20 protein-coding genes are annotated in these 24,448 nt (G+C 38.5%); 5 read left to right on the top strand and 15 right to left on the bottom strand.

The window, feature by feature from the left end; translation table 11 throughout:
* Nucleotides 1-248: 248 nt before the first annotated feature.
* The 15 genes from QCD85_RS19105 to QCD85_RS19035 form a co-directional block, all read right to left on the bottom strand.
* Nucleotides 249-3,152, bottom strand: a complete 2,904-nt coding sequence (locus QCD85_RS19105; protein WP_301263583.1) for a glycoside hydrolase family 3 protein — start codon at nt 3,150-3,152, stop codon at nt 249-251.
* Nucleotides 3,153-3,387: 235 nt separating this feature from the next.
* On the bottom strand, nt 3,388-4,539 hold the full coding sequence (locus tag QCD85_RS19100) for a toxic anion resistance protein (RefSeq protein ID WP_274171677.1): 1,152 nt from the start codon (nt 4,537-4,539) through the stop codon (nt 3,388-3,390).
* 64 nt (nt 4,540-4,603) lie between these two features.
* A complete protein-coding gene (locus QCD85_RS19095) occupies nt 4,604-5,311 on the bottom strand; it encodes a hypothetical protein (protein ID WP_273613872.1) in 708 nt (235 codons plus the stop codon).
* Nucleotides 5,312-5,374: 63 nt separating this feature from the next.
* Nucleotides 5,375-6,415, bottom strand: coding sequence for an ATP-grasp domain-containing protein (locus QCD85_RS19090; protein WP_273613873.1), 1,041 nt, complete (start codon nt 6,413-6,415; stop codon nt 5,375-5,377).
* Nucleotides 6,405-7,235, bottom strand: a complete 831-nt coding sequence (locus tag QCD85_RS19085) for an HAD family hydrolase (RefSeq protein ID WP_301263582.1) — start codon at nt 7,233-7,235, stop codon at nt 6,405-6,407. The genes QCD85_RS19090 and QCD85_RS19085 overlap by 11 nt, the downstream gene beginning before the upstream one ends.
* Entirely contained in the window at nt 7,232-8,383 is a 1,152-nt protein-coding gene (locus QCD85_RS19080; RefSeq protein ID WP_301263581.1) for a cysteine protease StiP family protein, read from the bottom strand. The genes QCD85_RS19085 and QCD85_RS19080 overlap by 4 nt, the downstream gene beginning before the upstream one ends.
* Nucleotides 8,370-9,806 carry a phosphoribosyltransferase family protein gene (locus QCD85_RS19075; RefSeq protein ID WP_301263580.1) on the bottom strand — a complete coding sequence of 479 codons (1,437 nt, stop codon included), beginning with the start codon at nt 9,804-9,806 and terminating at the stop codon, nt 8,370-8,372. The genes QCD85_RS19080 and QCD85_RS19075 overlap by 14 nt, the downstream gene beginning before the upstream one ends.
* Nucleotides 9,748-10,956, bottom strand: a complete 1,209-nt coding sequence (locus QCD85_RS19070; RefSeq protein WP_301263579.1) for an HpcH/HpaI aldolase/citrate lyase family protein — start codon at nt 10,954-10,956, stop codon at nt 9,748-9,750. The genes QCD85_RS19075 and QCD85_RS19070 overlap by 59 nt, the downstream gene beginning before the upstream one ends.
* Before the next feature lie 116 nt (nt 10,957-11,072).
* Nucleotides 11,073-11,804 (bottom strand): TerC family protein, encoded by a 732-nt coding sequence (locus QCD85_RS19065; protein ID WP_069327709.1) that lies wholly within the window; start codon nt 11,802-11,804, stop codon nt 11,073-11,075.
* Nucleotides 11,805-11,939: 135 nt separating this feature from the next.
* Nucleotides 11,940-13,268 carry a TerD family protein gene (locus QCD85_RS19060; RefSeq protein WP_301263578.1) on the bottom strand — a complete coding sequence of 443 codons (1,329 nt, stop codon included), beginning with the start codon at nt 13,266-13,268 and terminating at the stop codon, nt 11,940-11,942.
* A 154-nt stretch (nt 13,269-13,422) separates the two neighbouring features.
* On the bottom strand, nt 13,423-14,001 hold the full coding sequence (locus QCD85_RS19055; RefSeq protein WP_273613879.1) for a TerD family protein: 579 nt from the start codon (nt 13,999-14,001) through the stop codon (nt 13,423-13,425).
* Nucleotides 14,002-14,224: 223 nt separating this feature from the next.
* Nucleotides 14,225-14,800: a TerD family protein gene (locus tag QCD85_RS19050; RefSeq protein WP_301263577.1), complete on the bottom strand. Its 576-nt coding sequence runs from the start codon at nt 14,798-14,800 to the stop codon at nt 14,225-14,227.
* Nucleotides 14,801-14,889: 89 nt separating this feature from the next.
* On the bottom strand, nt 14,890-15,489 hold the full coding sequence (locus QCD85_RS19045; protein ID WP_273613880.1) for a TerD family protein: 600 nt from the start codon (nt 15,487-15,489) through the stop codon (nt 14,890-14,892).
* Between the two features lie 98 nt (nt 15,490-15,587).
* Nucleotides 15,588-16,034, bottom strand: coding sequence for a tellurite resistance TerB family protein (locus tag QCD85_RS19040; protein WP_204826156.1), 447 nt, complete (start codon nt 16,032-16,034; stop codon nt 15,588-15,590).
* 444 nt (nt 16,035-16,478) lie between these two features.
* Complete coding sequence (locus QCD85_RS19035) at nt 16,479-16,712, bottom strand: hypothetical protein (RefSeq protein ID WP_273613881.1); 234 nt, start codon at nt 16,710-16,712, stop codon at nt 16,479-16,481.
* Nucleotides 16,713-17,405: 693 nt separating this feature from the next.
* Here QCD85_RS19035 and QCD85_RS19030 point away from each other — a divergent pair.
* The 5 genes from QCD85_RS19030 (at nt 17,406) to QCD85_RS19010 (ending at nt 24,424) form a co-directional block, all read left to right on the top strand.
* On the top strand, nt 17,406-18,731 hold the full coding sequence (locus QCD85_RS19030; protein ID WP_301263576.1) for a helix-turn-helix domain-containing protein: 1,326 nt from the start codon (nt 17,406-17,408) through the stop codon (nt 18,729-18,731).
* Between the two features lie 24 nt (nt 18,732-18,755).
* Complete coding sequence (locus QCD85_RS19025; protein WP_301263575.1) at nt 18,756-20,051, top strand: hypothetical protein; 1,296 nt, start codon at nt 18,756-18,758, stop codon at nt 20,049-20,051.
* 29 nt (nt 20,052-20,080) lie between these two features.
* Entirely contained in the window at nt 20,081-21,442 is a 1,362-nt protein-coding gene (locus tag QCD85_RS19020) for a DNA-binding protein (RefSeq protein ID WP_301263574.1), read from the top strand.
* Between the two features lie 61 nt (nt 21,443-21,503).
* Complete coding sequence (locus tag QCD85_RS19015) at nt 21,504-22,832, top strand: DNA-binding protein (RefSeq protein WP_301263573.1); 1,329 nt, start codon at nt 21,504-21,506, stop codon at nt 22,830-22,832.
* 197 nt (nt 22,833-23,029) lie between these two features.
* Complete coding sequence (locus QCD85_RS19010) at nt 23,030-24,424, top strand: DNA-binding protein (RefSeq protein ID WP_301263572.1); 1,395 nt, start codon at nt 23,030-23,032, stop codon at nt 24,422-24,424.
* Nucleotides 24,425-24,448: the final 24 nt, after the last annotated feature.

Here is a 24,448-nt window from a genome sequence, read left to right as displayed (position 1 = left end):
CGTCTTATCAATAAGAACGATATCTGTTACATACATTGCTTGTCTGTATAATCAACGAATGGTGTTGCTATTTATAACGTAGGAGATGATCTTATGGCTGATCGCTTTATTTTTGCAGGTGTTATTATTGTAGTCGTTGTGATTGCACTTTTTGTGGTTGCTGAACTGCCTATTTATCAATTTAATCATGAGCCACGATAGTTATTGTTGTATAGCTTTGTCTGCGCACAATGAACCTCTATTGCCGATTATGATCCAAATTGAAATGTAGAGATTCGCACCCCTTTAGCAAGCTTGATATAGACATCATGCTTCCCTGTAACGCCTGTGATGGCTGTTTGCTCTGTGCTCCAGCTTTGCTCACCTGATGCAGTGTTAAGCACTATAGCGCCTACACTGGCTTGGTCTACTTGATCCAATACAATCTCGATCTTCGCTTGATCTTCGGTCGTAGCGATACGAGCCTCAAAATGCTCTACCCCTGTACCAAAATCTACATCTTGGAATAGTATCCATGCCCCGTCTGTAATAGCTTCTACGACAGCGCCACCTTCTTTGGATTCACCAAGCCATACTTGATGATAGTTATCATAATTTTCAGCTCGTGTGCTCACCGTCAGGTCACGCGCAGGAATAACTTCTCCATTGACTTTGATACCGATATGCTGAGTAATATCTGCTGAAGAACGCCCAATCATCAAAGTATACGTGCCCGACTCCACACAATATTGATCACGTGTGACATCCCAGAATGCTAATTCTTTCACAGGTATTGTAAAATGTACGATCTGTGATGCTCCTGCTGCTACATGAATACGGCGGAACGCTTGTAATGTTTTGAGCGGACGCTTTACACGAGAATGATCAGCACGAGTATACAATTGCACTACTTCTTCGCTATCAACCTCACCGATATTAGCGACATGTACAGATAATTCAATCACTTCATCTGCTTCTAATTCAGACGAGACTACTTGAATATTACTGTATTGGAAATTCCCATAAGTTAGACCATGACCGAAAGGATACAACACATCACCTTCAAAATACTGATATGTTCTACCTGTACGAATAATATCGTAATCTCGAATATCACTTAGCTGTTCTTCAGAACGATACCATGTCATATTCAGACGACCTGCTGGAGCATAATCTCCATATAATACATCAGCTACCGCATTGCCTAACTCTTGCCCTACATGAGAAAGATAAATAATCGCAGGAATATGTTCTTCGACCCACTCCATCGCAAATGGATAACTTCCGACAACCACTACCACTGTGTTCGGATTCACTTTGTATACTTCTTGTACCATTTGAAGTTGAGAAGCAGCTAATTCTAAACTAGGACGATCGATTTCTTCTTTACCATTAATCAAAGGGTTATTCCCTACAAATACGATAGCAGTATCTGCTGATTGAGCCGCAGCGATGACTTGCTCTAATCCATTTTCTATCACTTTTTTCTCAAAAGAAGACTGCTCATCGATCGATTCTGATGATTCTGTTACTGTTAATTGACCGGAAGTTGGATCTACTGAAACGATTTTGCCATTCCATGTGGTAATGGTTGTTTTACCATTTGCTTGAGATTGAAGTCCAAAGACTTCTTTTACAAACCAACCATACGCTTCATCAGCAGATGCGGTTACGATCGCTTGCTCATCATTAGTTGTCCAATATTTCTGCTCTGGAGAACGTAACGTATAACTGCCGAATCCCCAGTCAGACAATTCAAATACATGCTGCTCTGTAGTGGATTCACTCGATGCGCTCAGTATCCCTGTAATAGGTTTATTGAGATTTAATTCATTCGGATTGACTGATTTTTCTGGCTGACTGCCTGCTTCTATTACTGGATCAGGTTGGATCGACAATGGCGCTCCTGTTGCTGTAGAAGTGAATGTAATCCGATCATTACCATCTTGATATACTACTTTTCCAGCCGTTTTGCGCTGAATTCCTTCTACCGCTGTAACTGCATAAGGCAAAGTACCTGAATACCAATCTCGATACACTACATTACCAAGTTCTCCGATTACAGCTACATTTCCAGTAGTCGTTTTGGATAATGGTAAAGTCTGATTGTCATTTTTGAGCAATACTATTGATTTACGTGCGGCTTCTAGTGATAGCGCTTGAGCTTCTGGAGTCATCATCGCTTCTTCACCGATATGAGCATACGGATTCAGTTCCGCAGGATCGAATTCACCTAATAGAAAGCGAACACGAAACGTATTAAATAAAGCCCCATCAATATCTTCAAATGTAAGCTGACCATTAGCCAAAGCTTCACGCAAAGCTGTTTTGGATAATTCTGCATCATCGGTAATACTGTCTATTCCAGCTTTGACAGACTCCGCAACACCTGGTGTATGAGAATCGTAATAATGATGATCATTCATAATTCCCATAACATCGCCTGCATCGCTAACGATAAATCCATCCATTCCCCATTCGCCTTTGACGACTTCATTTACAAGCGGATGAAGAATAGCTGGCGTGCCATTGATCGAATTATATGCGGTCATCATCGACTTGGCTCCACCTTCTACAAAAGGCTGTTCAAACGCTTTTAAATAATATTCACGCATATTTCGCGGATCAATACTCGATGAACCACTACCCCGTTCCACCTCATTATTGTTACCAAGAAAATGTTTTAATGTCGCTACTGCTTTGAGGTATGTAGGATGATCGCCTTGAATCCCTTGTACAAGATGACTGGTCAACTCACCGGTCAATTTGGGATCTTCACCATATGCTTCTTCGTTACGTCCCCAACGCGGATCACGTTCCATATCTACTGTAGGCGCCCATAATGTTAATCCATTCACTTCTGGATTACGTTTGTACACTACCCGAGCTTCATCTGAAATGACATTACCGATTTTTTTCATCAAGTCAGCATCCCATGTACAAGCCAATCCTGTCGGTTGCGGGAAAAAAGTAGCTTCGCCTAGCCATGCTATACCATGTGCCGCTTCTGTACCATGCTTATATCCTGCCAGTCCCAGACGCTCGACAGCAGGCTGATACTGCAACATCGATTCGATCTTTTCTTCCTCTGTTAAATGCGATACCAAATCCTTTACACGAATGTCTATATCTACGGTATGATCTTGAAATACGTATTTTTGATTTTGTTCCATATTATTATATCTCCTTTAAGTTTATCGTTATTTTATGGATATGTAGAAGGTTATCGTTCTATCCACTTCTCTTACGCTTTATACCTCATTGTTATATTAAAACAATACATATTCAAAAGAAAGCCCTTACATACCAAATCACCCATCACTAATTAGCGTAATAATTAGTGATCAGAATAAACAAAAAAAGAACAGTCTCCCCTGTAAAGGAACACTGTTCTTGATGGTATTATTTTTATTTTAATAAATCGGCTAATGGATCGCGTGAAGGTGATGAGCTTGGTGCCGATGATGGCGCAGAACCAGTTGTAGAACCTGTAATTGATGCGATCGGATCATTCTTTGCATCTGCACTATCTAATCCAAGACGCTTGGTCATCATATCGTTGATACCGGATAATTTTACAGTATAGTCTTTACAACTAGCAATAATATCGCGGTTCGATTGTTCCGAGTTATCCAGGGCAGACATCAGATCATTGATTGCTTGATTGACCGATTCCAGAGACATCGCTGGCTTTTTAAGCAATTCTGCGGAACGTTCACTGTTTACTTTGAGCATTTCTGCATTACGTTTGAATTGATCTTCGATTGTCTGATTTACACTTTCAACGGCATTTGCTACACGTTCTTGATCTTCTATAGCAAGTGCAATCATCGCTGAAATTTTGATTAAATTCGCTGCTTTGTAGACAGAGTCGTTGACTGAATCGATCAACTTATCATTCGTATCATTGACGATATCAGTTGCCGCGATTGCTTGATTAAACAGCATAATATTTTCAGTCATTGATTGAATACGGGTGACCACTTTACGTAGACCACGTTCTAAGTATACTTTTCGGGGCGCATTCTCAGGCTTCTGAATTTCTTTTTCAAATAAATCTTTCAGCTTGTTGCCCATTTCGATCTTATATTGGAGTTGATAAATTTCTTCTAATGAATTGCGTTTGAGTGTACGCATACTAATCATATTTTCTTCGAGATTATCTTTCCCATCGCGAAGCCCGATCACGATCGCATCGACATTTGTTTTGACAGATTGATATTTGTAGACATAATTTTTGATCGGTGATTTACGTAACAATTTACCGAATAGTCCTACATTTTTACTTTGTTGTAATTCTTCACACTCATTACGAAGCGATAGGATTAGGTTAGACACTTCTTTGGATTTGCCACTCATAAGATCATTCACCGGACGGTCTAGCATCTGTAGCGTCTGTCCTGCGCGCTCTTGTGTCTGCATTCCAAGCTTACCAACTTCATCCATCAATGTATCTAACTGCATCTGATCTGCTTGCGATACCCGCTGAATGATCATCGATGCTTCCTGCATCACTTTGTGTTCATCTTCTTTTTTTAACGTAATTGGTTGACTTGCCATAAGTTCTTCCTCCTTATTATCAATAAACATCTTCTTCATACTGAAATAGATATTGTACCGTCAATCAGGAGTAGCGTTGGTGAAGAAGTTCTGCTCTTGTCTGTAACTCCATCAAGTCTTTATGTTCAATCGTTTTGACGATATGAGTAATCCGGCTATCTACATCTTTGATCCCATCCAACAATACACGTCTATTTTTGGATTTGGCTTCGCCACTCAGTCTTAGAAATGGATTGATAATACTATTCAAATCTTTGAGCACAAGACGCTTCACCGTATGATTGATCTCATCGTTATGAAGCTCGCCTAACATCGGCAATACCCGTTGTAATCGCAAAAACAACGAACAGGACTTTTCAACAATCTCGTTATCCAGATTATTCTTTTGTCCTTCAGAGATAACCATATCTTCCAATACAGCCAAATACTCAAGCACAGGCTGGAAAATAGGAGGTACAGCTTCTTGTTCTACAACAGGAGCAGGACTAGATGAAGAAAGACGATTGACAGGACGATCTTCGGTAAGGGTGGACGCAAGAGGTCGATCGGTTGCCATTGATTCTTGGATATGAACAGGTTCTGCCAGTGGTTTGTCTAGATTAGCGGTAGGATTGCTGCTGAGCTTTGCCCAGACCACACCGGATAACGTCCCCACCACCGGGAAGATCAATGTAATATAATCTTCTGTAAACCAAAATCCTGCTAATATGCCTGCCAGATATCCTACGATACCACCTACAGTCGATTTTCCAAACGTTTTCCAAAACGTCATTACGGTTCGCCTGCCTTTCGTCTAAAATCATACTACTCTATTCTAATAACATACGATCTATGATCAGGATTGTTCCAATTTACGAATCAATACCGGCTGTTCTACATAGCTTGCCAGAATACCAAACTCTGGATTTTGCTTTTCTACGGGATATCCTAATGCTAATTTTACAGCGAGGTAAGGGAAATCGACACCACTGAGACAAGAAATATGCAATCCGCCAGACATGCGAGGATTAATCTCTAATACTTTCGGAGTATCACCTTGATATTTCAGTTGTAAATTATAATTATACGGAATCTTATAGAACTGCGCCACTTCCTCCGCCAGCTTAATCAATTCCGGTACATTCTCAAGTAAACGGGCACGTCCACCATCGGCTTTGCGACGAGGAACTGCTGCTAACAATTCTCCGGTCGGTGAAGCCAGACAATCAATACTATATTCATGCCCTTCTAGTACTTCCATAACCATAAGCTCAGGGAAAGACTCAACTGACGACAAGATCTGAACCGTCTGCTCATACGAAATATTTACATTAGGCACATCCAGCAATTCTTGCAAAGCATTATAATTCGATTGGATCACCCGAAATCCAAGTCCACCTTCAGAGCGTGTCGGCTTAAAGCATACCCCTAATCCTTTGCTCATCAGATCATGATATGCTTGCTTGAATTGTTCGACATTGTGCACCAGGTGATACTCAGGTACAACCATTAGACCATTTTGCTCGACCGAACGGTAAAAGTTTCCTTTATCTTCGATAACATCAAGCAATTCTAGATTGGTACAAGCAACGACTTTAACTCCGATCGCTTCAAAAGAATGAATCGCTCGCACAATATTGATCATACGCCAGCGTGGAACAAATACATCGATCTTATGACGCTTACAAAAATCTAGACAATACGCCACATACTCATCACCCGGCAATGCCGGTTCAATCTCGGTGTAATCACATGCTTGAAACGAAACATGTTCAGCATCCCGATGTGTACCATAGATTTCAAATTCCAGTCCATCTGGGTTATGACGAATATTGTTCATATAATGATATCCGACAGCAAACCAACGATTGAACCAGACACGTACCTTATGACTCATAGCTGACTTTCCCTTCTTGATCTAACGTAGCTACCACATATTGCAGAATCTCATCTGCTGCCAAAATACCAGAAGTTGATGTAAACGAATAATGACGCAGTCTAGGTTCTGCTATCGATTCACGATACAGTTCACCATGTGCTGGTGCAATCGAATAGTCTGCTACATCAAGCAAGCCACGATCCAAAATCGAATCGCCAGACGCGATCACTTTTGAAGCGCCTACTCTTTGTTTCACTTCTGCCATTGCTCGATTTTTACTAACTGGAAAAGGAACCAGATACACTTTGCGACCTTGCACCGACATCCCCCAGCCTAACGCTTCTAATTGCGGTTGAAGAGCAAGTACTGTATCCAGTGGCATCAATGCACGATCCACCACAATCGAATAAAATGTACTTTCCCAGAAATGTTCAGCAACGATCCAGCTTGGATCAGATACCGTATGAAATAACGCTAATGCTTCTGCCGCAGGAGCTGACTTGGTATACACATCCGCCAAAATCTGCTTGTGCCACTCTTCATCCACTACACCGTTAACTAGAATATTTGCTCCATTACTGGTGATTGCGTATTGGGGAATGACTTTATTTTGAAAAATATGAATACGCGCATATTGATCCAGTGTACGGGTCGTTACCGGGACAAACGTAATCTGCTCGGCCACTTGTTGTAACTGTTGCAGTGTAGCTATCGAAATATAAGAAATAATACGTTCTTTATACGTTTCCGCAGGTTGCATCACCGATAGATCGATATCCATTCCCATCGAACGTACAGAATAAATTAACGTCTGATCCAGATCACTCGCATAGATCATTCGCTCTCCCCCTGCCTCGGCTTAATAATGCCACAGCAAGAATAGGTTAGATTCGGATAGACTTCTACAGGAACACCGCGATCTTGAGCCAACAGCAAGATATGACGCAGATTCGGATTGTCTTCACGATCCACAAGAATTTTCCAGGGTACACGACGTAACAACACACGTGTCGTCTCGCCTACACCTGGTTTGACCAGATTGATATCTTCAATCCCATAATGATCTTGAATCGAACGAATATCAGCTAACCCTTGCCAGCTTATCGCTACAGGAGAATCTAATAACTCCTGTGCTTGTCGCTTCGCTTCTTCCGCAATCGCCGGGAAATACGAAGATACCTGATCGACAAATACATTAGATAGATCGCTATCTAACCATTCTTTATAGAATTTGGCTCCATGAAAATCATGCTCACCGATTAGATCATCACGCAACACCGTTCTACTCATCAATCCAGATACTGTTGAATTTAGACAAGCACTTGGAATCAAAAAGTCTTCGCGTGTGCCATATGTGTCCGAGCAGAATCCCGGATCAGCTAATACTGCTAGATCATCATTTAGACGAATACCGTAATCTTTTTCAAATTGATCACAGGCTTGAATCAATACCTGACGGATCGCACCTTTACCTGTCCACCCATCGACAAATTGTAATTCTTGCTCTGCACCATGTTGTTGGAAAATGTATCTTAGTGCATTTTCGTCGATCCCTTTGCCACGAATAATCGAGATACTATAATGTGGCACATCTAATCCATATTGTTGCATCAAGTAACGCTTCATCAGAATTCCAATCGGCGTACCTGCTCTAGCTAGTGAAGCCAATACAAGATTCTTCCCACGTTTATGCAAAATCAGTTCACTCACTACACCCGCAGCCAGAGCCACTTTTTCAGCGGATTCTGCCAGCGTTTCGTGAAATAACTGAATATATTCAGGAGTCGGTTGGTATTCTACAGGCAACATTTCAGAATAATGCGTTCCCGTCTGGATCGCTTCTTCACGTTCTTCTGTGCCTCGCTCTAGATTCACATTGCTCAAATCTTTCAGTAGAAAAATCACATCAGATGGACTGTAGCTTCCAAGAGGTTCTGGATGTGGTAAGGGGAATGCTAGCAATTGCTCTTGTTTATGTTGATTCATGTTCTATCCCTTTCTCTTGCACCATTTGAGGACCACAGATTACGATATGAATCTGCTGGAACAGCTTGGAGCGCAATACATCGATTAATGGTTGGATACGTTCTTGAGGGACATCACGTTCTAGAAACACAAAGACATCATCATAATGCCCTTCCGGAATGTTATATACAAAGTTGGTCACACTACTATCTTCGGGAGAAGGGAAGGTATCTCCTGTTTGAATACTATAATGCGGCATATTCGAACGGTAAATTGGGCTACGAGTGGTTGAATGAAACTTGATTCCATCGCCCATTTCACTACTGATTCGCATCGGAATATACATAAATTCTTCAGTACCCAGACACAATGTGTGCTGACCGGTTCTATGCTTACTCAGTAATTGTGCCGCTATTTCGATACTAAGGTTATTACATAGATTATCATGTGCACTGATACCGAACCGACCTGTGCCTGTCATCAATGAAGCTTGATTCTGATGACCGTATCCATCGATAGAAGCGTATCCTTCTTGCTGTGCAAATAGATGATCCAGATAGATTGTATCTACAGGAATATCTGCTAATTGCTCATGCAACGTCATCGGATCATGTGTAAGACTGGGTTGTCCATGAACTGTAATCTGACCTTTGATCAGAGATAGCACTGTAATCGTTATATTTAATTCTTGTTCCAAATCTGCAAACCGCTGTACATGAGCGTCTTCTCGCCAATCGAGTAATGAAGCAACATAATACGTATCACGCGGATATTGAGCATGAATTTCACGAATAATATTAAGAGCTGTTTTGCCAGTTGTGATCTCATCGTCTACCAGAATAATAGGATCATTGCCTGTGATCATACCTTCTGATTGGGCATAACAGCGATGAGCTGTAGCATGGGAATGTTCTTCTTCAAATGTAATCGCCGAGGATAGACCGGCTATATCATGCCGTGTCGTATGTACATATTGAGCTCCCCGATCAAATACTTGATACATACTATGACCTAATGCTGTCGCGGTCTCGGCAAACCCGATAAACGATACAGGCATAGGTAAAACAAGCTTCAGATTCATCAATTCATGATAGGCTTCTGCCAAGCCTTCACCCGATGACATCGCTTGTAAAATGCGAGGAAGTAACGCTGTGATCTTCGGATCGGATTGTTCACGCATATCATTGTAAAGTAATAATGACAATACTGCTCCACTCAACAATGACAAATAAGGATCAACCGCCAGATGTTTGCCCAGTACTTTGCTGACAAATAAAAACGAGCGCTTGGGATTAATACGTGCTGCCATCGTAAATAAGTGATCTAACTCTAATTGAAAAGGATTTTGCTGCACTTCTACGTTTACCGTTAAATCTTCCAAAATCTTATACGTATATACGTTGTTCTTGTTCTGAGAGAAGAGAGATGAAATGTTGTTGTTCATGTAGCACCCCATAAATTTGTGATCTTGCTATAATTTTTTGCGCCCAATTTAAATGAGGTTTGATTTCATTCATTTTGTTAGCGTAGCCACTTTTAAATACACCGAGTTCGCCATTGTTGTTGCGAATAATACTTTCCGCATCTTCAAATTCTTCGCGAGTTACGGTATACAATGATTGTACCAGACCGATATGTGTAGGATGAATAATCGTTTTGCCTACAATCCCGTTTTCTTTATCCATAATCACTTCACGAATCAAGCCATCCACATGACGGTTAATATATTCTTTGCGCAATTTACGTCCATCATCACCCAATGCTTCTTCAAAAGGAGACTGACGCAACATCGGTTTGAGTACCCGTTCTCCATTAGCAAAGTATTCCCATACCGGCCCTGAGATCACATATGGTGAATCCATACGACCGAATAAGTTAATAATATCAGACATACAGTCCCGAATAGGCGCAATATCGTAAATCGTCATATCAGGACTACGACGTAATCCAAATAGACTTGAAAAATCAGTTGCGCCAATACGCACATTCAGTACATACGATTTGTACGTATCCAGTATTTTTTTGATTGCTAATAGATGTTCTACACGAGTTTCGCGGTAGATCACAGCAGCCGTTTCAAGTATAGGTAATCCGTATAAAATAGGAGCATTCAGATCTTTCTCCTGATTATAACGTGCAATCGCTTGGAAATACTGTAATCCCTGCTCCGGATCGAATTTGGGTAGCATAAAGCCTGTAATCAATATCATCATTTCGTCTAACTGATCAATCATTCGCTCCAACTGCCCGATACTGCGTACACGAATAAATAACAGTGGTAACTGATCCCGGTGCACTTGTTCTTGCTTTAGTTGAACATACAATTGGGTCAGTTGTTGGATTAATGATGCTTCAGCCATCTCTACCTGCTGATCTCCAACTGCATCTTCTAGATCCAATACCCATGAGGTCAGACCTTGATGTCGCTCTGTCAAAATATCTCTAGCAATTGTGGGACGTGTAGCAGGACAATAGAGTGCTGCGCCTACGGCATACGCCAATAGTTCCTGTTGGGAAGAGTTATTGTAATGAATCGGTGCCGAATAGAACAATTCTTGTTCTTCTTCAAGCGATAAATAGTTAAAGTAACGCATAAGTCTCCTCCTTTGATGCACCGAAACTTTGGCTTGCAAGCCGCCGTATAATAAATAAATCCCTCCTATTGTGCAGGCAGGAGGGATCATCCAATCTGTTGTAGCAACAATTCTGATTAAGACTGTTCTTTTTTACGACGAATCGAACTAATGACCATCGTTCCTACAAACACCACAATAAGAATTGCAAAAAATAACACTTGAGAAATTTCAAAACCAAATGCGCCGACAATCATTTTCACTGCAATAATCGCAATTAAAATAAATGCTGTTTTCTCTAGTTCAGGGAACTTATTAATCAGTTTCAAGAACAATTGAGCTACGCCACGCATCATCAAAATCCCAATAATACCACCCAGGAATAATACCCAGACTTCGTTACTGATACCAAAAGCCGCTACAACGCTATCAATACTGAAAGCAATATCCATCATTTCAACCATTAATACGGTTTTCCAGAAAGACATTGGCTTGTTCTGTACTTCGTCTTCGTCTCCGCCTTTGAATAATCCTTTGTACGCAATATAGAACAGATACAATCCGCCAATGACTTTGACTGCTGTAAATGTAACCAGATACGTTCCAAGACCAATCGCCAGAAAGCGGAAAAGATAAGCTCCAAGAATACCGTAGAACAAAGCTTTTTTCTGCTGTTTCGGTGGCAAATGTCTGACCATAACGGCTAACACAAGCGCATTGTCAGCGGACAATAATCCTTCTAATAGTACAAGACTTGCAATAACTCCCCAGCTCACTGGATCGGATAGAGTTGCAGCAATCTCACTCCATGAGAAGAAGTGACCGTAGTTATCAGCAATACTTTGAAAAAAATTACTGAACCAGTCCATACATCGTCCTCCATATACACTTCGTGTGTTAAGCGTGATGTCCACATTCTAATTATTTTAGAGGGGTATCAACACTTATAATACCGAGTTTTGTAAATTCTGTGTATGTTCAAGATCACCATATGCATCGGTAGCCTAATCTTTGCTACCGGCTTTCCAGCGCATGCCCCAATTGAAAGCACGATCCATATCGGAATGACCTTTGAAATACTGAACCAACTTTTCGATACTAAATGTTTCATTACCCACATTTTGGATCATTGCAATCGCGCACATCGGACTACGATTATCAGCTTCATCCAAACGCACGATAATATCAGGTCCATTTTGTTGCGAAATGGTTACTACACCATCCGCATCCGTCCAACGTGTAATGCCTTCGTAAATAAAAGAAAAGACCAGAATACGCTTGATTTCAGATATTTTGTTACCGTTAATCCGCATATTTTCGCCACCTGCGACAGCACCGGTACGATCATCACCGTCTAGTGCAACAAACGGCCAACTTGTCAAAGAACCAAATGAATTACCCAGTGCTTGAACAACACCTTTATCACCATCTTTTAATTCATACAGACAACCTAGATCCAGATCGACTCCTGAACTACGTTTAAATAATCCTTTTTTCTCCTGACGATTCCAGTTCAGATTAATCAATAGTTCACCTAGTGAACCACCTGATTTTTTCTGAAGATTAATCACATCGCCTTTTTTCTTCAACTCAATCTTGGATAGATTTAAGTTCACTGAAGGCGTAGGAGCCGGTGTTGGCGCTGGAGGAGCAGGAGGTGGAGTCGATGGACGGTTGAGATTCATCGGCTTCGCAGGGGTTGGTGCAGGCGTTGACGGCGGTGTTGGTGTTGGAGCAGGCTTAGGAGGTACTGGCGGCGCTGGGGTCGGTGTTGGCGCTGGTGTATCTTCTACCTCTACTCCATAACTACCACATAATTCTTTGAGTCCGCCAAAATAACCTGCCCCGACCGCAGCAAATTTCCATTCTGTCTGATAACGGTACAATTCCCCCACTACAATCGCAGTTTCTGATGAAAATTTAGAATCCAGATCATAACGGAAAATCTCTGCACCTGTAGCTTCATTTGCACAGCGTAAGTATGTGCGGTTCACCTGACTAAAATTTTCTGTCGGCTTCTCGCTATTGTAAATCGTAAGCGTGATCGCAATTTTTTGAATATCTTGCGGAATCGCGCCTACATTCACTTTGAATTGACGGGCATCGTTACCTGTCGCATTTTCAATATAAGTAATAAAAGCATTACCTGGATTACCATAAAAAATAAGATCGTTATCGCTTTTTACTTTTCCATTTTGCTGTAGTAAAAAAGCAGAAGTATCTAATTCTAAAGAAGCTGGTGCTTCCCATCCCAGTGAAATAATGAGTTGTTGAAGCCCTGGCGTTGTTTTGGTTACGTCTGTTTTTTGCCCTTTCACAATAGCTACACTCATAATTAATTAACCCCGTAATGTATGACGTAAAAGATCCACTGTTCTTCTCTATTTTAGCATTAAATCCCAACGACAAGTGAAAAAAAATAGGGCAGGAAACCCACCCTATTCATGTATAGTTCATGCTTTTGCCTTATTTGATATCACCGTAAAATTATACAGGTAAGCCGTAGTTCTGACACAATGCAGCTAACCCACCTGAGAATCCACTACCGATCGCCTGGAACTTCCAATCCGTGCCTTGACGGTAAAATTCACAGAATACGACTGCTGTTTCGGTAGAGAACTCTTCGCCTAGATCGAAGCGCAAAATTTCACTGCTGTTATCTTCATTTACTACACGTACAAAAGCAGCACTTACCTGTCCAAAATTCTGTCCACGTGCGTCTGCATCATGGATTGTTACTGTGATACCTATACGTGAAATGCTAGCAGGAACTTTGCTGAAATCGACAACGATCTGCTCGTCATCTCCATCGCCTTCACCTGTACGGTTATCTCCAGTATGCGTCACCGCGCCATTATATGTGGTCAGATTGTTATAGAATACAAAATCTGCTTCTGTTTTGGCTTTGCCATCTTCATGCAATAAAAATGCAGAAGCGTCCAAGTCAAAATCACTACCACCGCTGTATTTATTAGTATCCCAGCCTAGACCTACCACAACTCGTGTTAATCCCGGGTTTGTTTTCGTGAGGTCGATACGTTGCCCCTTGGATAAATTAATCGTCATCCTCTGTTCACTCCTTACCATCACTATATTTTGGTGATACCTATAACACTGAAACAAAACGGAGCTATGCGCTCCGCTTTGTTTACCACTTATTGATAATCAGTTTTTCATTGAACTTGCGTTTATGTTGCCAAACGCTTATTGTAAGATATTTTGCTTTGCAAAAATCACTTTTTTATTTAACTTTGTCGCGTTTATGTTGCCAAACGCTAATACCAAACGCTTATTGCAAGCCGTAGTCACGTGTCAAACCTGCAAGACCATCTTTGTAACCATTACCGATCGCGTTAAATTTCCACTCAGCGCCATGACGGTACAATTCGCCTACAACTACACCTGCTTCGATAGAGAAATCTTCTCCTAGATCGAAACGGATCAATTCTTCGTTGTTATCATCGTTTACGATACGAACGTAAGCGTTAGATACTTGACCGAAGTTTTGGTTACGAGCTGCTGCTTCATAGATTGTAATTGTAAATGCAATTTTGTCTACATCAGCAGGTACGTTAGGGATGTCTACTTTGACTTGCTCATCGTCGCCATCGCCTGCGCCTGTACGGTTGTCGCCTGTATGTACGACAGAACCATTTTCATTTTGAGGATTGTTGAAGAAAATAAAGTTTTTCTCGCTAGCTACTTTACCTTCAGCATTCGCGCAAAATACAGATACGTCCAAATCGAACTCTCCGCCGCCATCATATTTATTTGTATCCCAACCAAGACCTACTGTGATTTTAGATAATCCTGGATTACTTTTCGTCAAATCTACTTTTTGTCCTTTAGATAAGTTAATTCCCATGTTCAATTCCTTCTTTCCATGTGTATGATTTGAGTTGTGAATAACGTATAATTGACTCTTTTTCATTGTTGGAAGATAACGCTTACCGATTATGAATATTGGCGAGCCAAAATATCGATATGCGCAGCCTGTTTTCCTTGACCAATTGCGTTAAATTTCCATTCTGATCCATTACGGTAGATTTCACCTGTAATCAATGCTGTCATACCGGAATAATCATCTGTTAGATTAAAGCGAACCAATTCCTGTTGATTCTGTCCATTTACAATACGAATGTATGCAGACGAAATCATACCGAAATCTTGTTTGCGTTGTTCTGCTTGATAAATATTAACCACAACGAGCACTTTATGCACATCAGCAGGTACTTTAGAAAGATCGATATGGATTTGCTCATCGTCTCCTGCACCTTCACCTGTGAGGTTATCCCCGCTGTGTTTGACAGAACCGCAACCACTAGTCAAGTTATGAAAGCAGACCAAATTTGTAGCTTTGGTCAATTTATCATTTGCGTCCAAAAGAATCGCTGAAGCATCACAGTCGATATCTGCTTTGGCTTTTTTCATACCGAAGAATCCTTTAGATTGTGTCTCCGCGGGATCCCAACCCAAACCAACCACCAGTTGATTCAGACCGCTATTGCCTTTGGTTAAATCAATTTTTTGACCTTTGACTAAGCTGATACTCATAAAATGATATGACCTCCTTTGTAATACTGATATGTAATACTGTTATTACCGGAGAATCGTTTCAACTTTTTTTAAAATTGTCTTTATTCTTACCCGAATTACAGTCCAAACTCGGAAGCGTTCAAGCCCAATACAGTAGCAATCTCACGCACAACTGCTTGCTCTTGAGGATCAAAATCACCATCTGCTGAACCGATTGCACTACATACGCCGATCAACAATCGACCTTCTTCTGGTTTGCTTTTGAATTTGCTGATCGCTTTAAGCGCTTCTTGCTTACCGATGATCGCGTCAAATTCAAAATTTTCTACATAATGATTAAAGCGAGCGATAACCAGACTCATATCAAACACTTTTAATTGTTCATTGCGTCCGATATAACCTGCCATTTTTTGCTTCTCATCTGCACTGATATTTCCATCTGCTGCCGCTACAAGAGCACAACCTGCTACGATCGCTTCTAAAAAGTCCTTATTTTTGAACTTTTTCATCTGATCATTCAAGTTGTTTTTCGTACTGTTTAACCATGATTTGAATGCACTCATATCGATCACCTCCTATTTATCATAAACCAATTTGAAGCAGACCTCTAGTTTTGCAAATATACAGAGAGTACAGAGCTTTCTCTATGCCTATATTTTCCCACAAGTTATCAAAAAAACCAAATTTCCCTTTTGAGTTTGCAGGTCGATCTCAGTAGAAAAATACTCTCTCCTCTCATAATAAGCTACAGTGCACATACTGAAACAAAAAGCACCTCAATCCCGAGTTTTTCCGAGACAAAGGTGCTATCTGTAATCATTCATATGGATCGTTCCTAATCTTTACGGTGCACAGTTCTACGTGGGGCGCATAACCGAGCAGAGTAACAGGTTAACGTGCTACTCTTGCCCCTGATTATGACACATGTTTGTAAAACAGCGTTTTTTGCTTTTTTGTAAACAACGATTTATTTTAAATCTATTTGAAGATATCACATATCCAAGCGATTAATGAGTAGGATGATTAGAATTGGTGGCATTGAAGGTATCGCCAAAAAAGTAACTGGAAATCATATCACCAACAGTCAGTACAACCACTGCGATAACAGCAGATGCTACAGCTTCATACACACTTACATGAATACCATACATCCACACCAAAAAGATAATCATCGCCGGGATTAGATTCCAAATCATTTTCTTTTTGACACAATCCGTAAACACGATACTAACTCTGTTCATTCATAAGCCTCCATATTAGAGATATAAAATAACAACCTATAGAATATAACACAAAAATATCCAATATAAACCATTTTCGCGATGTTTTTTTGGAAATATTTTGAAAATGTAATAAACGATCAATAAACGCCAGAAAAGAGCGTGATCTGTAGGCGATCATGCTCTTTTCTGGTCTTCTCTATTCATTTAGGGAATGTTGGGTGTTCTATGATATAAACTAATTTACTACTTATGTGGTATGTTGCTAAAGAATTCTTCGGACTCACTACGTTTACTTGCTAGAGTGTTTCTATTTATTTCCATATTTCTATAGGACAGCTATTTACATCTACAAGCTACTTTACTATTGGGTATTACTATAAAGCTTATAAGCTATTGGTATATAGGATTGTAGTGAGATCCTGCCAGCCAACATTTGTACTTCTACGTGTCCGTTTATATGACAGTAGTGAAGTAACTTGTATCTTTATTATTACAGGAGTTTTCAAAAAACGGATTCTTTTATTTTGTAATCACAACCTTTTTTTGTAATCCGTGAGTGTTTACTCCCAAATTGTATAGGTCAATAGAACCCTTATACTAAGTTACTAAAAAAGCTACTCTGACATTTTAAGTAACTTATAGAATAATAAAAACTATCATTTTCTGGAATCGTATAAGGAATATTGTATTTTTCGGAGGTGCTTACCGTTTATGAGCACACTGGATACAGTCCGCTCTCATATTGAGCAAGAACTTCAACGCAGACAAATCAATTTAACACAGTTTGAAAAGATATCTGGTATTAATCGTGGAGTACTCAGTGCAACGCTCAACAGCAATCCACCTCGATCGATATCGATCAACCAGCTAGATCGTATGGCTGCCGCTCTCGATCGACCGGAAGGCTGGTTATATGAACAATATATAGAAGAATGTTTTGCAAGCAGCAAAGTCAACTGGCGACGTATTCGTGCTTTATTTCTGCGCTGTATTGAATTAGATCGAAACGTTTTGATTGAACATACGTTAAATTTGCTGATGGAAGATTATCGGTATGTCCCTCATGTGTTTGATTTAGCAGAAGAATTGGTGCTTAACGGTCAACTGGAACAAAGTGTTCCTTTCTATACCTGTGTGATCGAAAACGAACGTCAGCAACATGCAGAGCGTCTAGCGATCAGTCAATACCGGCTATTTCGTGCTCAATTGAGTGAAGATATAGAACGTAACAAATCAGCAGTAACTTTGTTCTATCCTTATCGTGATCGCATCCCTGATCATTTGAGATTAGATGCTTTATTACAAATGGCAAATGTGTATTACACCGTACAGGAATGGGATCTGATGGAACAAGTAACAGATGAAATGAGCGTATTGGTTCATCGGGTGTACAAGGAAGAATGCAAAAAAATGGATCAGCAAGGTGCGGATTATGTCCCCCTGTCAACCGAAAGACATTTGGTCTGGTATTACGGACAAAGTTACTTAATAAAATCCATTTTTTTCGAATATACAGGTAAATATAAAGAAGGCTTAAAGTACATTGACGGTTATAAAGATTTGAGTTGGTTCAAATCACTGAATGAAGTTGGACATCTTGAAGTTCATAAATTAAAAATAGCAGCTGAAGCCAATCTATATAATTTACAGCTAATGCTTGGCAATACAGAATGCTTAGAAAATTATATTACTTTTTTAAAAGAAAATCTGTTTGAACAATTACCTAGTTTATTAACTATTTTAAAAGCCGCTAACATTAATCATTTTTGTATCGATTCTGTTCTTAATACATTTGTACCTCATCCTGATAATAATATTAAATTTGAAATTGGCTATTACAAAAATAACATTACTTTTAATACAATGCTGACTGATTTTTACTATGAATTAGCTATTTATCAAGCAAAAAGAGGCTATCCTCTGGAAGAATTTAAAAATACATTGAATACATTTGATATGTCATTACGTAGATACAATATGAGCCGTACTATGGACTATACGTCTTTGATACAACATTTTATTCGTTCAATGCCTTAATACAATAGTCAAGAGGTGATCTGTATGGACAACCGAATAGCCTTATGTACGGAGTTAGAAAATGAGATTTCTAAGCAAGGTTATTCTCTTAGTCGTTTCAGTCAAATCTCTGGAATCAATCGTGGCATTTTAAGTGCCACTTTGAACGGAAATCCTCCCAAACCTATGTCAATTAATCAACTGGATACAATGACCACTGCTTTGGGGAAGCCAGAAGGTTGGCTATATGAACGGTTTGCAGAACAATGCTTTGACGAACAAGGTAAAACCAACTGGCGTCGTGTTAGAGCGCTTCTTCTGCGTTGTATTGAACTAAATCGAAACGTTTTGATTGAGCGTATTTTATGTTTGTTGCTTGAAGATATATCCTACTTAAATCAAGTGTTTGAACTGGCGGAAGAACTAATTGCAGACAATCCGAGTGAGAGTGTTATGCAGTTGTATGAATGCGTGGTGAGTAATGAACGCAACTACCAAGCAGAACGGCTTGCAATCAGTCATTACCGCATTTTCCGCTATGCGATTAAGCGAGATATTAAGCAAAATTTTATAGCCGCTGTCACTTTCCAACCTTTTTGCGAGCGTTTGCCTGATGACTTGAAATTAGAAGGTTGGACACAACTAGCAATTATTTATTACACCGTTCAGGAATGGAAAATGATGAGGCAATGTGCTGATCTTTTAATAGAATTAACTAAGAATTTATACAATTCTAAGCGCTATATTCATATCAAAGCAGAACGCCCTTTTATCAAATATTATGGACAAGGATATTTATTAAAAGCCACTTTTTATGAAAAAACAGAAGAATATGATACAGCGATCATGTATACATCAATCTACTCTGATTTAAGCTGGTTTATTTGCAATGATCCTCAATCTAAAATAGAAATCGAAAATTTCAAAATGTTTGCTGAAGGTAATATGTATTGTTTTGAATTATATAAAGGTAATCTTGAAGTAATAGAAGATTATGTCCTGTATCTTCAACATCATAAAGGAGAAATCATTTCAGGTATTTTGACTATTCTTACTGTAGCTAATAAGTTCGATATGAATATTGATCACATACTTAAAACATTTCATTCCTATATTACTAGCAATCCGTACGTTAATTCTTATCAAAATAAGTATGTTATGGATAATCAGTATACCAATGTGTGTTATCAACTTGCTTTGTATCAATCTAAACATCAAAAAGAGCCTTTAGAATTGCATAAAACAATTGAACACTTTAAAAATTCTTTACAAAAATGCAATATGAGCCTCAATTTAGACTATACCTCTTTACTTCAAAATGTCATTCGTTCGATGCCTTAAAACTACCCTACTATATCGAGGTGATCTGCATGAAACATCGAATAACCCTAATTACTGAACTAGAGTCCGAAATGCATAAGCAGGGTTATTCGCTTAGTCATTTTAGTAAGGTTTCTGGAATCAATCGGGGGATTTTGAGTGCTACATTGAACGGAAATCCTCCCAAACTCATGTCTATTACTCAATTGGATACTATGGTTAAAGCTCTTGGCAAACCTGAAAGCTGGCTATATGAATTATTTATAGAACAGTGCTTCTCAGAAGAAAACAAAGCCAATTGGCGACGTGTTCGTGCGCTGTTGCTTCGTTGTATAGAACTTAATCGTGATGATCTTATTGGCGATATTTTAAATTTGCTGATGGAAGATCCTATTCATGTCGCTCATGTGTTTAATCTAGCAGAAGAATTAGTAGAGCAGAATCAGACTGTAGTAGCTATGCCTTTTTATGAATGCGTTATTGAAAATGAGCGGAATTATCATTCTGAGCGATTAGCGATCAGTCATTATCGACTATTTAGAGCCAGGATTAGTCCAATTATTGAGAATAACCTTAGACTTGCGATGGTATTTCATCCTTTCCGTAATCGCTTACCCGATCATTTTCGGCTAGAAGCCCTATTAGAATTAGCTAATATCTATTACACGGTGCAGGACTGGAATATGGTTATAGCCTGTTCAGACGAACTGAATATATTATCTAATATCATTTACAAACAAGACTGTAAAAGAAGAAAAAAGAAAATAGCTGTGTCGACACCTAGCTTCACAAGACCTCTTGTTACTTATTATGCTCAAAGTCATTTGATGAAATTTGTAGCCTTAGAACATATGGAAAAGTACGATGAAGCTCGCCCTTATTTAAAAGAGTTCTCGGATTTAAGTTGGTTTGAAGGTCTAGATGATCTAGGAAAAGAACATGTCGAAAAATTTAAAATCTATGCGTTGTTTAATGAATTGAATTTAGAATTGTTAACTGGACATACAGACAAATTGGTAGATTATTTTGAATTATTAAAAACTCATCCCGGCGAAGCGTTACCTAGCTTACTGATTATTTCAAAAGCAGCCAACAAATATGATATGAAGATTGACCATATTCTTACGTATTTTGACGATATTATTTATCCGAACGATATTTTGGATTATATTCACCAAGCTAGATTTCTACGAGACCATTATAAAAATATTCCTATTGGAATTAGTCGTTATATTAATATTTACTATCAATTGGCTCTTTATCAATGTAATCGTAACGTCTATGATGAAAAGCTCGAAAAAATTCTATTGGCTCTAGAAACATCTGTAGAGAAATACAATCGTGGACGTATTATGGATTGTCTGGAGTTATTTAAAAAGTTACGCGAGATGCCTAGAGAACATAAAGACTAATCGACATATCATGCTAACTATTTAACTTCATATGGCTGACATATAAACAGAGGTGAAATCGATGAATCATCGAATAACTGTACGGGATGAATTAGAAAAAGAGATTACTGCTCAAGGACATTCTCTTAGCCATTTTAGCAAGATATCAGGAATCAACAGAGGGATATTAAGCGCTACGTTGAACGGCAACCCTCCTAAACCAATATCAATCAAACAGTTAGATCAAATGACTCATGCTTTGGAAAAAGAAGAAGGCTGGTTGTACGAGCAATTCATGAATGAATGTTTCGAGGATGGTAAAGCCAATTGGCGACGTGTTCGGTCTTTGCTAGTTCGTTGCGTAGAGTTGGGAAATCAACTATTAATCGCACAAACCCTACATCTTTTAATGGAAGACATTTCATATCTTACAAACATATTTGAATTTGCAGAAGATTTAACTCAAGAAGGAAAAACATTATCTGCGCTACCCTTTTACCAATGTATTATAGAACATGAACGACAATCGTATAGTGAAAGAATGGCGATTAGTCATTATCGTATATTTAGACAATCGATTAATAAAGATATTGAGAATAATTTACTTTTGGCTATACAATTTAGTCCTTATCGTGACAAGCTTCCTCTAGCTTTGACAATAGATGCACTATTACAACTTATTATTATTTGTTACGGTACTCAAGATTGGATACTAGGTGAACAATATGCTGATGAATTAATTTATTTAATCCAAATCACAATCGAACAACAAAAAAAGAAAAATACTTTCAACTCTTTAGATACTCCACTTACTTTAGTCTATTATTATGCTCATTCGTATTCTATGAAATTTGTTGCCAAAGAGTATACAGCAAAATATGATGAAGCTCTTCTATGTATAGATAAATTTGCTGATTTAAGTTGGTTTCCAGGGCTAGATGAAGCAGGTCTTCATGAAGTAGAGCGATTTAAGCTGTTCGCTATTTTCAATAGACATAATATTGAATTATTACAAGGAGACTTCTCAAGATTAGATCAATATATTGAGTTGACGGAGCAACATCCTAAGGAAATGCTAGCAAGCTTGCATATGGCACTCAAAGCCGCAAATATGCATAATTATAATGTTGATTTGGTCATTAATAAATTTAGCAATATTATTTATCCAGACGATCTGATTCAATATATTAATGAACATACTGAATATACAGAACAGACAGGAGTTAGTCGTTATATTAATCTTTATTACCAACTAGCACTTTATCAATGCAATAAAGGAACGTATGACGATAAGCTTGAAAAGATTCTGCTAGCCTTAGAATCGACTGTAACCAAATATAATAAAAGTCGAATATTAGATTGTCTTGAACTATTTAAAAAGCTTCGACTGATTTCTAAAAATGGAAACTGAGTACCCAATAAGACATAGAAACCATAACTTCCCTTGTATGGTAACTATGTCTTTTGTGATTCCTAAATTTTGAAGATTTGATTAAAAGTAATTGACCCCTGTTCAAAGCGTAATGTATAATGTAATAAATTTGAATTTCATGGTCTTACTGGGGCGCAACAACGGGAAACTTTCAACATAAAGGGGTGTGTTCGGTTATGATTACCAACACCACAACCATACGGCTTGAGATTGAAAAAGGAATTCGACAAAAAGGACATTCATTAAGCAGCTTCGGTAAACAGGCTGGAATCAACCGCGGGATCATCAGCGGAATCTTAAATGGTAATCCTCCAAAATCGATTTCTATTCGGCAGTTAGACTTAATGGCAGAAGCTTTGGGTCATGCAGAAGGCTGGATGTATGAGTATTATGTGGACGAATGTTTTATTAATGAAAAAGCAGACTGGCGTCGGATAAAGGCATTTTTATTGCGTTGTACAGAAATTGGTCGGTACGATTGTATTCAAGAAGTTCTTGATCGTTTGATGGAGGATTTGAATAATACAATATCGATCTTTGGTTTAGCAGAGGAACTATATGCTGAAGGCAAAGTACAAGAATCATTGCCATTCTATGAATGTGTGATTGAGAACGAAAAGCATCAACATTCTGAAAGATTAGCGATTTCGCATTATCGAGTGTTTAGAGCTTCGATTGGTGAGAATATAGAAAAAAGCTTTAGGGCAGCTATTAGATTTGAACCTTATCGTAATAGATTACCTGAAAATATAATGTTAGATGCGTTATTACAACTTTCAAATGTCTATTATACATTACAAGACTGGAAAATTATGGAATATTGCGCTGACGAATTACAATTATTGAGCAAAGCAATTTATGAGAGTAGCAAAGATAATATTAATATTAAGTCAGTAATAGGAGACACAGAGCGTCATTTAGTTGTGTATTATGGTCAAGGTTATCTCATAAAGTCTGTTGCTCTTGAATTTCAACAACGATATGAAGAAGCAAAAAATTATATTAAGTGTTATGAAGACCTAAGTTGGTTTGAAAATTTAAATGATCTAGGTATGTCTGAAGTTAATAAGTTCAAAATGTTTGCAATTGCAAATAAGCATACTTTGAATTTGCTTATGGGTAACTTTGGACATCTAAAAGAATATGTTTCTTTTGTAAAAGACAAACCTGATGAAATCTTACCTTGTCTTATAACGTTAACAGAAGCTGCTAATAAATATAATTTTGATATAAATGAAATTATTAATGGCTTCCCTGAATATGTTAATCAAGAAACTTTAAAAATTGATGATACAGAATCATTAAATATAAGTCGTTATTTAGTATTGTATTATCAATTATCTATTTATTATTTTCGTAATAATCAATATAAAGTAGGAATTAATTATATTCTAAAAAGCTTTAAAATTTCGATCCATATTTATAATAAAAATAGAATTATCGATTGTATTTCTTTGTTTGAAAGATTTAAATCCTATGCTTCTGAAGAACAAAAGAAAGATTATGAACTTACAGTTATGGAGGTGAATAAAGATGCAGAGATTTTTTCTCTCAATGGTACTAACTGTTAGTTTGTTAATTATCACTTTGCCAAC

This window comes from Paenibacillus sp. PsM32 (genome assembly GCF_030433815.1).
Classification (GTDB): Bacteria; Bacillota; Bacilli; order Paenibacillales; family Paenibacillaceae; genus Saccharibacillus; species Saccharibacillus kyungheensis.
This window is presented reverse-complemented; position numbering and strand designations above follow the sequence as displayed.

Bases quoted from the DNA above. Each gene is read 5' to 3' on its own strand.
- QCD85_RS19045 (WP_273613880.1), bottom strand. From the start codon at position 15,489: ATGAGTATCAGCTTAGTCAAAGGTCAAAAAATTGATTTAACCAAAGGC.
- QCD85_RS19035 (WP_273613881.1), bottom strand. From the start codon at position 16,712: ATGAACAGAGTTAGTATCGTGTTTACGGATTGTGTCAAAAAGAAAATG.
- QCD85_RS19025 (WP_301263575.1), top strand. From the start codon at position 18,756: ATGGACAACCGAATAGCCTTATGTACGGAGTTAGAAAATGAGATTTCT.
- QCD85_RS19080 (WP_301263581.1), bottom strand. From the start codon at position 8,383: ATGAATCAACATAAACAAGAGCAATTGCTAGCATTCCCCTTACCACAT.
- QCD85_RS19020 (WP_301263574.1), top strand. From the start codon at position 20,081: ATGAAACATCGAATAACCCTAATTACTGAACTAGAGTCCGAAATGCAT.
- QCD85_RS19085 (WP_301263582.1), bottom strand. From the start codon at position 7,235: ATGATCTATGCGAGTGATCTGGATCAGACGTTAATTTATTCTGTACGT.
- QCD85_RS19010 (WP_301263572.1), top strand. From the start codon at position 23,030: ATGATTACCAACACCACAACCATACGGCTTGAGATTGAAAAAGGAATT.
- QCD85_RS19065 (WP_069327709.1), bottom strand. From the start codon at position 11,804: ATGGACTGGTTCAGTAATTTTTTTCAAAGTATTGCTGATAACTACGGT.
- QCD85_RS19075 (WP_301263580.1), bottom strand. From the start codon at position 9,806: ATGAACAACAACATTTCATCTCTCTTCTCTCAGAACAAGAACAACGTA.
- QCD85_RS19050 (WP_301263577.1), bottom strand. From the start codon at position 14,800: ATGGGAATTAACTTATCTAAAGGACAAAAAGTAGATTTGACGAAAAGT.
- QCD85_RS19070 (WP_301263579.1), bottom strand. From the start codon at position 10,956: ATGCGTTACTTTAACTATTTATCGCTTGAAGAAGAACAAGAATTGTTC.
- QCD85_RS19090 (WP_273613873.1), bottom strand. From the start codon at position 6,415: ATGAGTCATAAGGTACGTGTCTGGTTCAATCGTTGGTTTGCTGTCGGA.
- QCD85_RS19015 (WP_301263573.1), top strand. From the start codon at position 21,504: ATGAATCATCGAATAACTGTACGGGATGAATTAGAAAAAGAGATTACT.
- QCD85_RS19100 (WP_274171677.1), bottom strand. From the start codon at position 4,539: ATGGCAAGTCAACCAATTACGTTAAAAAAAGAAGATGAACACAAAGTG.
- QCD85_RS19105 (WP_301263583.1), bottom strand. From the start codon at position 3,152: ATGGAACAAAATCAAAAATACGTATTTCAAGATCATACCGTAGATATA.
- QCD85_RS19030 (WP_301263576.1), top strand. From the start codon at position 17,406: ATGAGCACACTGGATACAGTCCGCTCTCATATTGAGCAAGAACTTCAA.
- QCD85_RS19095 (WP_273613872.1), bottom strand. From the start codon at position 5,311: ATGACGTTTTGGAAAACGTTTGGAAAATCGACTGTAGGTGGTATCGTA.
- QCD85_RS19060 (WP_301263578.1), bottom strand. From the start codon at position 13,268: ATGAGTGTAGCTATTGTGAAAGGGCAAAAAACAGACGTAACCAAAACA.
- QCD85_RS19055 (WP_273613879.1), bottom strand. From the start codon at position 14,001: ATGACGATTAATTTATCCAAGGGGCAACGTATCGACCTCACGAAAACA.
- QCD85_RS19040 (WP_204826156.1), bottom strand. From the start codon at position 16,034: ATGAGTGCATTCAAATCATGGTTAAACAGTACGAAAAACAACTTGAAT.